Below are 12,364 nucleotides of genomic sequence, written 5' to 3'. Positions count from 1 at the left end.
GGTTCTCTTACCGTCCCATAAGACTACGGACCGCCCGGACAATTTTCTCCGGCTGGGGCAGTGCCGCCTCTTCCAGGTGTTTTGGATAGGGGATCGGCACCTCGACGCTGCAGACCCGGGCGACCGGGCCATCCAGATCGTAAAACGCGCCCTCCATGATCTGTGCGGATACTTCGGCGGCAAAACTGCCGGTGCGCCACCCTTCGTCGATCACGACCGCGCGGTGCGTTTTGCGCACGGAGGTCCGGACCGTCGAGATATCAAGGGGCCGGAGTATTCGAAGATCGACGACCTCTGCCGAGATGCCCTCCTGGGCGAGGTGATCCGCCGCTTCGAGCGCTTTCCAGAGAGAGCCCCCGAAGGTGATCAGCGAGATGTCTGTCCCGGCTCGCCGGATTGCCGCCCGGGTCAGATCGACCGGGAGAGGATGGTCCTCGAGTTCTCCTTCGAGCGGATATAAGTACGCATGCTCGAAGATAAAGACAGGGTCCGGTTCGTGGAGGGCCGCGAGCAGCATGCCTCGGGCATCCGTGACGGTAGCCGGCGCGAGCACGGTGATGCCGGGGATGTGGGCATACCAGCCCTCAAGACTATGCGAATGTTGAGCGGCTACCTGCCGGCCTGCGCCGGTGGCCATCCGGACGACGAGGGGAATACTGAACTGTCCCCCGGACATATGGCGGATCGTGGCCGCATTGTTGACGATCTGATCGAGGGCCAGCAGGCTGAAATTCACCGTCATCACTTCGACGATCGGTCTCATGCCCCCCAGAGCGGCTCCAATGCCGGCGCCGACGAACGTGCTTTCGGAGAGGGGCGTATCCCTGATGCGCTCCGGCCCGAATTCATCGAGCAACCCCTTGCTGCACGCATAGGTCCCGCCGTATTTGCCGACGTCCTCGCCCATCAGAAACACGCGCGGGTCGCTCTGGAGTGCCTCACGCAATCCAGTTCGTACTGCTTCTCGATAGGTCATCTTGGTCATCAAGTCCCTCTTGGCCAGAGGCCAGGGGCGAGGGGTGTGAAAGGAATCCGCCCATAGGCCTCTCGCCTCGTACCTCTAGCCTGCCGGCTTCGCCGGCGTATACAGGTCCTTCGTGAGATCTTCCAGCGGCTCCCACGGGCCATTTTCGGCAAACGACACGGCTTCTGCAATCTCCGCCGCGATGGCGGTTTCCATATCGTCGAGATCAGAATCGCTCACGTACCCTTCGGCGCGGAGCCGTTGCTGGAAGAGGGGGATAGGGTCACGCTGTTTCCATTGGGCGACCTCGTCCTTCGTCCGATACAGTTCCGCATCGTACATTGAGTGGGCGCGAAACCGGTAGGTGCGGTACTCAAGAAGATAGGGCCCCTGGCCCGCGCGAACGAAATCGACGGCTTTCCTCGTGGCTGCTCCCACCGCGAGGACGTCCATTCCGTTCACGGCTTCAGCGGGAATGGCATAGGCGTCGGCCTTGCGGGCGATGTCGGTCTGGGATTGGTGCCGTCCGATCGCCGTTCCCATCGCATAGAGATTATTTTCGCAGAGGAACAGCACCGGGAGTTTCCAGAGCGCGGCGAGATTGAGGGACTCGTGGAACTCTCCTTCGGCTACAGCGCCGTCGCCGAAGAAGCACGCGGTCACCCCCTCTTTGTTCCCCCCCTTATTAAGGGGGGGAGGCGGGGGGGTGAGCTTCTGCGCCAGCGCCAGTCCGACCGCGACCGGCAGCCCTCCGCCGACAATCGCCAGGCCTCCATAGAAGCGGCGCGCCGCGTCGAAGAAGTGCATGGAGCCGCCGCGTCCCCGCGCGCAGCCGTTCGCTTTCCCGTACAGTTCCGCCATCAGCGGACCCATCGGGGTGCCCCTGATCAGCGCGTGGCCGTGCTCTCGGTAGGTGCCGACGATCGCATCCTCCGGCGTGAAACAAGGAATGGCACCGACCGCGACCGCTTCTTCACCGATGTAGAGATGGAGGAAGCCGCGGATCTTGCCCCCGCTATAGAGTTCCGCGCACTTCTCCTCAAACCGTCTGATGCGGAGCATCTGGCGGAGCAACTCCAACCCGTGAGCGCGATCAATGCCGTTCTTCATCTTGCCCCACGATTCCCTCTTGCCTCATACCCACCCCTAGTTTGATTCCAGCGTCGACGTATCCCCTTCCGGCAAACCCAGTTCACGGGCCTTGAGCAATCGCCGCATGATCTTCCCGCTCCTTGTTTTGGGCAGGGAGGGGAGAAACGCAATGTCTTTTGGCGCCACGGCGGCGCCAAGACGCGCGCGCGCAAAACCGAGCAATTCACGACGCAACTCGTCGCTGGGCTCATAGCCATCCTTGAGCGACACGAAGGCTTTGACCACCTCCATGGCGACGGGATCCGGCTTCCCGATCACGCCGGCCTCCGCTACCGCCTTGTGTTCGATCAAGACGCTCTCCACCTCGAACGGGCCGATCAGGTGGCCGGAGGTCTTGATCACGTCGTCTGCTCTGCCGACGAACCAGAAGTAACCGTCTCCGTCCTTTCTGGCCAGGTCGCCGGTCAGGTACCAGCCGCCTGCGAAACATTTCTTGTACCGTTCCGGTTCATTCCAATAGCCGCGGAACATCGAGGGCCATCCGGGCCGCAGGGCCAGTTCGCCTTGGACATCGGGCTTCTCGACGACCTCGACCCGGCCATCCTCGGTCTTGTGGACGATGGCCGCGTCGATGCCGGGAAGCGGGCGGCCCATTGAACCGGGTCGAATGTCCATGGCGGCATAATTGGCGATCATGATACCGCCGGTCTCCGTCTGCCACCAATTGTCGTGGAATGGCCGGCCGAACGCCTCTTGTCCCCACACGACGGCTTCCGGATTGAGGGGCTCCCCCACGCTCGCTAGAAAACGGAGGTGGCGGAGGTCGTATTTTCTGGCGAGTTCCGCGCCCCCTTTCATCATCATGCGAATGGCGGTGGGGGCTGTGTACCACACGTTCACACGTTCTTCCTGCAGGATGCGGTACCAGCGTTCGGCATCGAAGTCCGCCTCGTCCACGATGCTGGTAATGCCGTTCGTCAGGGGCGCGATGATCCCATACGACGTCCCGGTGACCCATCCGGGATCTGCCGTGCACCAGAACACGTCATCCTTGTGGAAATCCAGCCCGTACTTGCCGGTCATGTGGTGCGCGACCACTGCCTGATGGACATGCATGGCGCCTTTGGGTGTGCCGGTCGTGCCGCTCGTAAAGTGGAGCAGCGCCATGTCTTCCGGGTCTGTGGGCCCGATGGCAAAGGACGGGCTGGCCTGCTGCATGAGCGTGCGCCATTCCTGTGTGTCAGGGATGGCGGCAGGCTGCTGGTCCTCTCCGATGAGCAGGATCTGTTCAAGGCTCGGGATCGCCGCGCGGATTGCGGCTACTTTTCGTTGATACAGCGAGGTGGTGGTGACGAGGACTTTGGCCTGGCCGATATTGAGCCGTGCCCGGATCGGCTCAGGGCCGAAGGCGGAAAATAGCGGACAGAACACGCTGCGGTTCTTGAAGGTTCCCAGCGCGGCAATGTAGAGCTCCGGGATGCGTCCCGCCAGAACGAATACGCGATCGCCTTTGCCGACGCCCAACTGCTGAAGCACGTTGGCAAACCGGTTCGTCAGCTCATTCAGCCGGCTGTAGGAGTAATCCTCGACGGCCCCATTCTTCCCCAACCACCGGATGGCCAGGTGTGATGCCCGCGCGCCATTGGCATGACGATCGACGGCTTCGTGTGCGATGTTGAGGCCCTGGTTCCCAGGCAGCCCATCCAATTCTTGTCTGGCCTGATCCCATGAAAAATGGGAATGAATGGTGTCGTAATCGTAGAGGTGCGGAACAGTTTCCCATTCCCGGCGGGATTTGATGATCGTGGTCCAAGGCACAGACGAATCCCCCTCAGCACGAGAGCTCTGCAAAGCATAGACCATCGAGGCTTGGGCGGGAAGCGACAAAACTTCTCCCAAATCCGAAGTCCGGGCAACGATCCTGAGCTAAACGTTCGCCCGTGCTGTAGCAGAAGTCGCCAGGTCAAGCCGGGGGCAGTGGAGAATTGCGTCAATCCCATCACCACAGTTCTCGTCATGGGGCGGTCGTACTTCCGCACGGTCGAGATTGGTTTCACCCGGGACGTGCGATCTGAGGTCGCCGTGGCTACCGCACGTCCGAGTTCCCGGCGAGCATGTGGACGGCGACCCACCCCGATGGCGGCTCACGCGGAAGAACAAGGGGCGCGGAGCAAGCGACGGGTCGAATCGCGGGGCCAATCTCCGCAGTCCTGTGCGCTGACGGGACAGGACTGCTGTCAGCTGACAATGTCAGCCGGTGAAACGGCTCTGATGTACGACAGCACATCCAGCATCTGCTGGTCGGTCAATTTCCCCCGGAAGCCGTGCATCGGGCTGAACAGCACCCCGTTTGAGATCGTCACAAGCAATTCCCAATCGGTCTTGGAGCGGACGATTGAGGACTGTAGATTTGCCGGCCGCACGATCAAATCCCGGCTCTCCGGCCCGTTTCCGTCCAACTTCTCCCCGTGGCAACGGAGGCAGTTCTTTTCGTAGACGGCTTGCCCTTCCTTGGGATTGCCGCGAACGACCTGTGCCGAGACCCAAGACGTGGCGACGAAGACCAGGACCGCAATGGTTGCCAAAATCGTTTTCATGCTCGGTTCCTTTCAGCGTACGACCAGAATAGGACAATGCACCCGGTGGACGATCGAATGGGAGGTGCTGCCAAGCAGGAAGCGCTCAAGCCCTTTGCGCCCGTGCGAGGCGACCACGACAAGATCCATGTCTTGAGCCTGCTCCGCCACGGCTGCGGCGACTTCTCCCGTGACGACGCGCGTGCCGATGCTATACCGGCTGCCCATCAACTCCGACCCGACGGTTTTGACGAGATCCTCCGCATAGGACATGGCACGATCTGTCCAGGATTCGAATCCGACCAGACTGTACGGATCAGCCAGCCGGAGCGGCACGACGACGCTCAGCACCAGGAGCTCGACCGGGTTGACGAAGGGATGGACCAGCAGCCATTGCCTGATCCGATCCGCATCCGCGCGCCCTTCGACGGCGACCAGCACGCGTTGGATAGGCTTGGCGTCGGACTTGACGATGAGGGTGGGACGAGTGGAGTGCATCAGCACCCGGTGGGAGACGCTGCCGAGGACGAGTTCCGCCAGGCGATTCTGCCCCCGCGCGCCCACCGCGATGAGATCAGCGCCGACCGTTTCCGCGGTCTTGAGGATGATTTCCGCCGGGTTGCCGATCTCGTTGACTTGCCGGAGAGAATCGGAGTCGCCGGGCAGCATGTTGGCGGCGCGGGCCAAGACCTGCCGGCCGGCGTCAACGAGCGCGTTGCGGAAGTCGTCATAGCCCTGCAGGTTGGCCGCCTGAGCGACGACCGGATATTCAAAGACGCCGAGATCGACTCCGTGAACCAGCGTCAATTCCGACGGCCGGTACAGGTGGAGAATTTGCTGCACAGTGGCGAAGGCTTGCTCAGACCAGTCGACGCCGACCACAATCTTCATAAGGTCCTCGTGTTACAGGGCGACAAATACGCGATGCTTCATGCGTCAGGTCTGCTCAGCTCAGCGTGTCCAATTGACGCGTATGAACTCTTCCTCCTGATCGTAGTGGTATTCCAGTTCACCCCGATAGGCATGTTTCAGCGCTTCGCCGATCCGGCGAGGCAGATGCGTATCAGTCGTTGAGATCACAAGCCCCTCCGGCCGCCGTTCGACTGCCATGATGCGCGACAGGGGATGTTCTTTCTTCTCCTGCGCGGCCGCATTATGAATGACCCCCATCACCTGCTCGTGCTGCTTCTCTTTGAAGCTGCCCGCGATGGTGACCAGGCCCATGGGGTACTTGTCGTGCATGCGATGGCAGGCCGGACAGGTGGTCGTCGCCGCGCCTTTTGGAGCAGCCCCCCAGGTCCAGCGTCCCTTGTGGAAGAGGGCGCCGCATCCGCTGCAGACGGTCGGTTCCTTCAGCTTCCCGAACAGTCTGTATGAGTCGTGGCGGTGCTCTTTCAGATTGCGATCCCGTCGAACCCCTTGTCTTGCCGTTGCTTTAGCTTTTGCGGCCATGCATGCTCCTTTTCGTTGTTGTTTATGCGGGGGAAGAGTGGCTCCGTTCGGTCCACTCACGAAACGATTCATCGGCCAGATTCAAATATTGCAGGACCTCGCGGTCTTCGACTTGCGCGAAATTCACATAATGGTTACCCACCGCCCAGAACGGCTCCGGGGTTGCCAGCACGACCAGTTCATCGACGACCTCCCGTGCCCTCTCGATCGTATCAGGCGGGCCGACGGGTATGGCCGCGATGAGACGCTTGGGTGCCTGCTTGCGAATCGCTTCCACCGATGCAAAAAACGTTGCTCCTGTCGCGATCCCGTCGTCCACGACGATGACGACGCGGTCCTTCAGCGGCAACGGATGCCGTCCTTGCCGGTACAGCTGCTGGCGGCGTCTGATTTCCTGCCGCTGGACGGCGGCGAGGTCGGTGAGGTCGTCATCGGTCAGGCGAAACTCGGCCATGGCATAGGGATTCACATAGATGTTTCCGCTTTCGCTGATCGCGCCCAGCGCATACTCGGGATTCCCGGGTGCGCCGATCTTGCGGGTGATAAATACATCGAGCGGCAGATGAAGGGCAAGACTCACCTCATAGGCGACAGCGACCCCCCCGCGCGGAAGCGCCAGAATCACGCCCGCCGGATGTGCGCGATATGTCTGCAATTTGGCGGCGAGCCGGCGCCCTGCCTCTTCACGGTCCTGAAAGATCACCACATGCCTCGTTCGTCCGGTTCCATAACCTGAGGGACTCAACAGACGGCAACAGCTAGACGAGTCCGCTCGTCACCCCAACCCCGATTAAAAACATGGCCAACAGCACCAGTGCCGCAATCAGCCACCAAAGGTGGCGGTGGTGTTTTCCTGATTCCGGCTGCCAGTGGACCTCCCAGGGAATGTCCAAGTAATGGGGATGGCGAAACATAACCGCCTCCTTGATGCGATCATGACACCTTGACTTCGATCGCCTTCGGTTTCGCTTTTTCCGATTTCGGTAATCGCACCATCAATAAGCCGTCCTTGTACTCCGCAGACACTTTTGTGCCATCGGCATTTTCCGGCAGGGTGAAACTTCGCAGGAAGCTGCCATAGGACCGTTCCACCCGGTGGTACTTTTTCCCCTTTTCCTCTTTCTCGTATTTCCGCTCACCGGTGATCGTCAGCACATCGTCCTGCACGTTGAGCTTGATGTCTTCCTTCTTGACCTCTGGCAGTTCGGCCTTGATCAGATATTCCTTTTCGTCTTCGGTGATATCGACGAGGGGCGACCATTCGGCGACGGTAATCGCCTCCTGCTTGTCGCCGGCCGGTGAGGACGAGCCGCGTCCAAGGATGGCCGAAAGGCGTTTGTCGAGTTCCTCGATCTCTTTCATCGGATTCCAGCGGGTAAAGGGATCCCATCTCATCAGGCTGCTCATGATCGTCTCCTTCTCGCCTGCGCGGCGCTATGAGCGGCGCTATGAACGGTGAATGACATGCGACTGATGTAACGGCTTCTCCGGCAACGCCGTCACGTTGTAATGCCCGGGGCCCTGTTGTTTGAGAATAACCTGCCCGGACCGGCTGAGCTGGTCCAGTGCCAGGAATACTTGATTCCAGGTCATGTCAGGACAATGCGCCGCGAGACTGTCCACGTCACAGTCCGGAGTCTGCTGCACGATCTTCAACAATCGAGAGCCGAGCTCTTCGCCTCCTGCCATCGTCTCCTCCATAGGCTTCTTCTTATGCAGTGCTACTCGTGACTGTGCATTGATGGTGCCAAGCCGGAGACCGGGTCGTTCAAGATGTCCGACCTGTGAAGATTCAATGATTTCGACCACCTTGTGCGCGTCCATCCTGCAAGAGAGTGGAGTTTGCTGTAGCGTTTCAGGACAGTGACAGATGCAGGGCTGTGGATTTGTTCGACATTGATCTTGCTGATCGGCGCGTTATATAGGAAACAGGAAAGGGGGTGGCGCCAGGATAAGCCAATGGTCCCGCTCTTGTGCGGCGCGGTAAAAAGGGTGTCGGTTCTGTGCCGGTTTGAGAGGATGGTCCGAGGGGACGCACTCCCATCTCGGTGCCAGTAGGAGGCACGGCTCTCAAGGGAGCCCGATGAACGGGGGGCGCGGGACGGTCGAGCGTAGATAGATCGCTGGATCGTTCGGGTTATTCTCGGAAAGAAGGCAGGATGGGTACTCACACAAGGGCGGGTTGTCCGTGCTTATGAGCAGGGGAACCATAAGGGTTCCCCTTTCGGTTATCTTCTCGCAGATGCGCGGAAGCAGTTCTCTCCTCGTTGTCTCCTGATTAGAAGAGCGGGTGCGGCGCGACTCCGAATGGGAGCACGGGCTCGGATTCACCGCCCACATTTCCAACGATGCGCCAGCGGCCGTTCTCCTTCCGGAGGTAGTGCACTTCTTCATACCAGCTATCGATGGGGGTCCGCAGTTTCGTATCCTTGGCTGTGCCCCAGATCACTCCCGTGCAAGTAATCTCGGCGGTGAGTTTGCTGCCGCTGCCCACGGTCCTCATGACTGAAAACGTATGAAAGCTCTCCAGTTCTTTGTAGTGCTCGAAGAGCTGGCTCCAGATCTTGCGGATGTCCGATTTCTTGAGTCCATGGTAGTAGTACTCATCTGAATAGAGCGCCATGATCCCCTCGATGTCGCGGGCCTGCATGGCCTGTTCGGCTTGCTCAAATGTGGAAAGCAGCTCTTTGGCCGCCTGTGGTTCGACCTCCTGAATGGTGCTGGGCGTGACCTGGGTCTTGGCGATAACGACAGAGGGCTGTGAAGCCCAGAGCCCTAGTCCGAGACATACTGTGCCCAAGATCGAGACTGATTGAAAATTCATGGGACCATTCCTCCTGTGAGCTGTCCGTTCTCGACTATGAGCACGGGATCTGCAAGGTAGAGACCAGAAGATGAGCAGCTCGGCCCGTGTGATCTTCTTGTGAATCAAGGGATTCCGACCGGGAGGAGATCCTACGGGGGAGCGCAGTCTGTCGCAAAAATCGCCAGCACGAGGTAAAGCCAGTGGCAAATCGCGTCAGTCGGAGAATGAATGTGGTGATTATGGGAGCGGCAGGCCGCGACTTTCATGATTTCAATATGGTCTTTCGAAAGAACTCAGACTGCCGGGTAGTGGCCTTCACTGCCGCCCAGATTCCCAACATCGCAGGGCGAACCTACCCTCCTGAGCTGGCTGGGGATCTGTATCCGAAGGGCATTCCGATTGCGCCGGAAGAGGAACTGGAAGCGGTGATCGCAGCCCATGCGGTCGATGAGGTCATCTTTGCCTACAGCGATGTGTCCTATGACAGGGTCATGCGGCAGGCCTCGCGGGCGCTGGCGGCCGGAGCAAGTTTCCGTTTCCTGAGCCCGCGTTCTACGATGCTGCGGTCGAAGAAGCCTGTGATCTCTGTCTGCGCGGTCAGGACAGGAGCGGGCAAGAGTCCTGCTGCGCGGAAGATCTCCGCCTTGTTACGAGCGCAGGGCGTGCGGGTTGCGGTCGTGCGCCATCCAATGCCCTACGGAGATCTGGCGCAACAGGCGGTGCAGCGGTTCGCCACGATCGAGGATCTTCAGGAGGCCCGCTGCACCATCGAAGAGCGGGAAGAGTACGAGCCTCACATCAGGCAGGGGGACGTCGTCTTTACCGGCGTGGACTACGAGCGGATTCTTCGTCAGGCCGAAGCCGGGGCCGATGTGATTCTCTGGGACGGCGGGAACAATGACACGCCGTTTTTCGAACCGGATCTGGAAATTGTTCTCGTGGATCCTCACCGGGCCGGCCACGAGCGCAGCTATTTCCCCGGTGAGGTCAATTTATTGCGCGCCGATCTGGTCATCATTACCAAGGTGGATACGGCCGATTCTCTGAAGGTGGATGCGGTTCGCCGCGCGATCGCCGGCGCGAATCCGCACGCGAAGATTCTCGAATCGAGGATGCCGATCACCGTCGACGATCCGTTGCTGATCAAAGGCAAGCGGGTGCTCGTTGTGGAAGACGGGCCGACGCTCACTCACGGCGGTATGTCATACGGGGCCGGCGTGCTTGCGGCGAAGCAGTACGGGGCGGCAGCGATGATTGATCCCCGGGCCGCTGCGGTCGGCAGCCTTCGCCAGACCTTCCAGTCGAATCCGCACCTTGATTGTGTGCTTCCTGCGATGGGGTACGGATCCGAGCAGATCCGGGATCTGGAACACACGATCAACCGCGCGGACTGTGATCTGGTGCTCATTGCCACACCGGTAGATCTGCGGCGGCTGATCTCGATCAGACAGCCAACCTGCCGGGTCGGCTATGAATTCGAACCAGGCGACGGGGCGATACTCAAGGACATGCTTTCGGCGGTACTCCGGGAGGGAGGGCAGGGATGAATCCTTTCGGGGGATTGTGGCTCAAAAGGGTAGTCCGGCATTTCTCCATGAAGGGAGGGAGTGTTTATGACCAAAGTCTCAAAAGTCTCAAAGGTGTCTGTCGGTCGGCGGAGTCCGGTGGATTGCTGTCACCGGTGCGGCGGTCTTATGGTTCCCGAGCAGGTGCACGAACTCGCATCGTTCGAATGGCGTTGCGTCAGTTGCGGCGAACGGGTCGATCCGGTGATCCTCGCCCATCGCCGGGGGGATTTTGTGCGTCCCGAAGGGGAGAAAGTCTCTACCAGCCACGCGAAGCTGCAGCTGAGTTAAACCCCGCTCCCGCTGGAACGGGGGCTTTACCGCCCCCTGTTCACGCGGGGTCAGTTCTCCATCAACCTCATCCATCTCAAGCCGGGAGAGTTTTACTGGCAGGCCTCTGTCCGCAGGGAGCGGCTTTGCACGTGGAAACGCCGCGGTCGCGTGCCCGGCAGCCTGTCCGGGCCGGTTCCCGTTCTGCCTCCCGGTCGGCCCTTATTGAGCGCTATATGAGAGGGAATGATGCCCACACCTGAAGAATTGCTGGCGAAAGCCGGGAAACCTGCCGAAGAGGCCTTGCGACTTCACGCCTATTACAAAGGCAAGATCCAAACGGCGCCCAAGTGTCCCATTCGCGGGATCGAGGATTTCTCGATCTGGTACACGCCGGGCGTCGCAGCCCCCTGCCGCGCGATTCAGGCTCAGCCGGATCTGGTGTATGAGCACACGAACAAGGCGAACTCCGTTGCGGTGGTGTCGGACGGCACGAGAGTCCTTGGCCTGGGCGACATCGGCCCGGAAGCCGGTTTGCCGGTCATGGAAGGCAAGGCGCTGCTCTTCAAGTATCTGGGCGGGGTGGATGCGATACCGATCTGCCTCGGAACCAAAGATCCGGAGGAGATCATTCGGACGGTGAAGATCCTGGAACCTTCCTTCGGCGGGATCAATCTTGAAGATATATCGATGCCCAAGTGTTTCTCGATTCTCAAGGCATGCCGGCGGGCCAGTTCCATTCCTGTGTGGCACGACGATCAGCAGGGGACGGCGACCGTTCTGCTGGCCGCGCTGCTGAATGCGCTGAAAGTGGTCGGCAAACACATCGGTCAGGTGCGTATCGCCATGATCGGCATGGGAGCCGCGAATATTCCGACGTACCGGTATCTGAAGGCCGGCGGCGCGGACCCGGGGAGGATCGTCGCCTGCGACCTTGGCGGGATCCTCGGGCGGTATCGTCATGACTATGAGTCGAACCAGGACTTTAGCGAGCAATGGGCCGTGTGTGCGGAGTCGAATAGAGACCAACGTCGAGGAGGGATCGCAGAGGCACTCGCCGGATCGGATGTGTGCGTGGCGTTTTCCGCCGGCGGGATCATCAAGCCGGAGTGGGTGCGGACGATGGCGCCGGGCGCGATCGTATTTGCCTGTGCGAATCCGGTTCCCGAGATCTGGCCCTGGGAGGCAAAAGCGGCAGGGGCGCGCATTGTGGCAACGGGGCGATCGGACTTTCCCAATCAGGTGAACAACTCGCTGGTGTTTCCCGCCGTCTTTCGAGGGGCCCTCGATGTGCGGGCCGTGACCATCACCGACGAGATGGCGATGGCCGCAGCCCATGAGCTGGCGGGTTGCGCTGAGGCCAGAGGGCTCAGCGATGCGTACATTCTTCCGACCATGGATGAATGGGAGGTCGTTCCGCGCGTGGCGGTGGCCACGGCATTGAAAGCCATCGAGCAGGGAGTGGCGAGACTGGCGAGAGCTCCTGAGGAGTTGTACCGGTCTGCGGAGCAGAAGATCAGAGAGGCCCGGAGGGCGCTCGCTGTGCTGACCGGCGAAGGGGTCATCGCACGACCGCCGAAGCCGGAGGAGTGAGGCCTCGGTCCACCGGGCGCCCTACGCAAATTCATCTCTCAGGAAT

14 protein-coding genes are annotated in these 12,364 nt (G+C 60.5%); 3 read left to right on the top strand and 11 right to left on the bottom strand.

Going from position 1 to position 12,364, the window contains the following annotated elements; genetic code table 11:
- Positions 1–7: 7 nt before the first annotated feature.
- The 11 genes from ACO9S2_RS14465 to ACO9S2_RS14415 form a co-directional block, all read right to left on the bottom strand.
- Positions 8–985 carry an alpha-ketoacid dehydrogenase subunit beta gene (locus ACO9S2_RS14465; protein WP_423723079.1) on the bottom strand — a complete coding sequence of 326 codons (978 nt, stop codon included), beginning with the start codon at positions 983–985 and terminating at the stop codon, positions 8–10.
- 75 nt (positions 986–1,060) lie between these two features.
- Positions 1,061–2,074, bottom strand: a complete 1,014-nt coding sequence (gene pdhA / locus ACO9S2_RS14460) for a pyruvate dehydrogenase (acetyl-transferring) E1 component subunit alpha (protein ID WP_423723078.1) — start codon at positions 2,072–2,074, stop codon at positions 1,061–1,063.
- Positions 2,075–2,110: 36 nt separating this feature from the next.
- Positions 2,111–3,919, bottom strand: a complete 1,809-nt coding sequence (acsA, locus tag ACO9S2_RS14455) for an acetate--CoA ligase (RefSeq protein WP_423723117.1) — start codon at positions 3,917–3,919, stop codon at positions 2,111–2,113.
- Between the two features lie 374 nt (positions 3,920–4,293).
- Entirely contained in the window at positions 4,294–4,653 is a 360-nt protein-coding gene (locus ACO9S2_RS14450) for a c-type cytochrome (protein WP_423723077.1), read from the bottom strand.
- Positions 4,654–4,665: 12 nt separating this feature from the next.
- On the bottom strand, positions 4,666–5,523 hold the full coding sequence (locus ACO9S2_RS14445) for a universal stress protein (RefSeq protein WP_423723076.1): 858 nt from the start codon (positions 5,521–5,523) through the stop codon (positions 4,666–4,668).
- A 60-nt stretch (positions 5,524–5,583) separates the two neighbouring features.
- A complete protein-coding gene (locus tag ACO9S2_RS14440; RefSeq protein ID WP_423723075.1) occupies positions 5,584–6,084 on the bottom strand; it encodes a BCAM0308 family protein in 501 nt (166 codons plus the stop codon).
- 22 nt (positions 6,085–6,106) lie between these two features.
- Entirely contained in the window at positions 6,107–6,790 is a 684-nt protein-coding gene (locus tag ACO9S2_RS14435) for a phosphoribosyltransferase (RefSeq protein ID WP_423723074.1), read from the bottom strand.
- A 52-nt stretch (positions 6,791–6,842) separates the two neighbouring features.
- Complete coding sequence (locus tag ACO9S2_RS14430) at positions 6,843–6,998, bottom strand: hypothetical protein (protein ID WP_423723073.1); 156 nt, start codon at positions 6,996–6,998, stop codon at positions 6,843–6,845.
- A 19-nt stretch (positions 6,999–7,017) separates the two neighbouring features.
- Positions 7,018–7,491 (bottom strand): Hsp20/alpha crystallin family protein, encoded by a 474-nt coding sequence (locus tag ACO9S2_RS14425; protein WP_423723072.1) that lies wholly within the window; start codon positions 7,489–7,491, stop codon positions 7,018–7,020.
- 39 nt (positions 7,492–7,530) lie between these two features.
- Positions 7,531–7,785 (bottom strand): hypothetical protein, encoded by a 255-nt coding sequence (locus tag ACO9S2_RS14420; protein WP_423723071.1) that lies wholly within the window; start codon positions 7,783–7,785, stop codon positions 7,531–7,533.
- A gap of 577 nt (positions 7,786–8,362) precedes the next feature.
- Positions 8,363–8,908 (bottom strand): YybH family protein, encoded by a 546-nt coding sequence (locus ACO9S2_RS14415; protein ID WP_423723070.1) that lies wholly within the window; start codon positions 8,906–8,908, stop codon positions 8,363–8,365.
- Between the two features lie 206 nt (positions 8,909–9,114).
- Here ACO9S2_RS14415 and ACO9S2_RS14410 point away from each other — a divergent pair, with 206 nt between their 5' ends.
- From ACO9S2_RS14410 to ACO9S2_RS14400, 3 genes are all read left to right on the top strand, one after another.
- Positions 9,115–10,437, top strand: a complete 1,323-nt coding sequence (locus ACO9S2_RS14410; RefSeq protein WP_423723116.1) for a cyclic 2,3-diphosphoglycerate synthase — start codon at positions 9,115–9,117, stop codon at positions 10,435–10,437.
- Positions 10,438–10,503: 66 nt separating this feature from the next.
- Positions 10,504–10,746, top strand: a complete 243-nt coding sequence (locus ACO9S2_RS14405; protein WP_423723069.1) for a hypothetical protein — start codon at positions 10,504–10,506, stop codon at positions 10,744–10,746.
- Between the two features lie 228 nt (positions 10,747–10,974).
- Positions 10,975–12,318: an NAD(P)-dependent malic enzyme gene (locus ACO9S2_RS14400; RefSeq protein WP_423723115.1), complete on the top strand. Its 1,344-nt coding sequence runs from the start codon at positions 10,975–10,977 to the stop codon at positions 12,316–12,318.
- The last annotated feature ends 46 nt before the right edge of the window (positions 12,319–12,364 follow it).

The organism is Nitrospira sp. NS4 (assembly GCF_049546785.1).
Lineage (GTDB): Bacteria > Nitrospirota > Nitrospiria > Nitrospirales > Nitrospiraceae > Nitrospira_D.
This window is presented reverse-complemented; position numbering and strand designations above follow the sequence as displayed.

Excerpts from the sequence above, each read along its gene's own strand:
- ACO9S2_RS14465 (WP_423723079.1), bottom strand. The coding sequence starts at position 985 with ATGACCAAGATGACCTATCGAGAAGCAGTACGAACTGGATTGCGTGAG.
- pdhA (WP_423723078.1), bottom strand. The coding sequence starts at position 2,074 with ATGAAGAACGGCATTGATCGCGCTCACGGGTTGGAGTTGCTCCGCCAG.
- acsA (WP_423723117.1), bottom strand. The coding sequence starts at position 3,919 with ATGGTCTATGCTTTGCAGAGCTCTCGTGCTGAGGGGGATTCGTCTGTG.
- ACO9S2_RS14450 (WP_423723077.1), bottom strand. The coding sequence starts at position 4,653 with ATGAAAACGATTTTGGCAACCATTGCGGTCCTGGTCTTCGTCGCCACG.
- ACO9S2_RS14445 (WP_423723076.1), bottom strand. The coding sequence starts at position 5,523 with ATGAAGATTGTGGTCGGCGTCGACTGGTCTGAGCAAGCCTTCGCCACT.
- ACO9S2_RS14440 (WP_423723075.1), bottom strand. The coding sequence starts at position 6,084 with ATGGCCGCAAAAGCTAAAGCAACGGCAAGACAAGGGGTTCGACGGGAT.
- ACO9S2_RS14430 (WP_423723073.1), bottom strand. The coding sequence starts at position 6,998 with ATGTTTCGCCATCCCCATTACTTGGACATTCCCTGGGAGGTCCACTGG.
- ACO9S2_RS14425 (WP_423723072.1), bottom strand. The coding sequence starts at position 7,491 with ATGAGCAGCCTGATGAGATGGGATCCCTTTACCCGCTGGAATCCGATG.
- ACO9S2_RS14420 (WP_423723071.1), bottom strand. The coding sequence starts at position 7,785 with ATGGAGGAGACGATGGCAGGAGGCGAAGAGCTCGGCTCTCGATTGTTG.
- ACO9S2_RS14415 (WP_423723070.1), bottom strand. The coding sequence starts at position 8,908 with ATGAATTTTCAATCAGTCTCGATCTTGGGCACAGTATGTCTCGGACTA.
- ACO9S2_RS14410 (WP_423723116.1), top strand. The coding sequence starts at position 9,115 with ATGAATGTGGTGATTATGGGAGCGGCAGGCCGCGACTTTCATGATTTC.
- ACO9S2_RS14405 (WP_423723069.1), top strand. The coding sequence starts at position 10,504 with ATGACCAAAGTCTCAAAAGTCTCAAAGGTGTCTGTCGGTCGGCGGAGT.
- ACO9S2_RS14400 (WP_423723115.1), top strand. The coding sequence starts at position 10,975 with ATGCCCACACCTGAAGAATTGCTGGCGAAAGCCGGGAAACCTGCCGAA.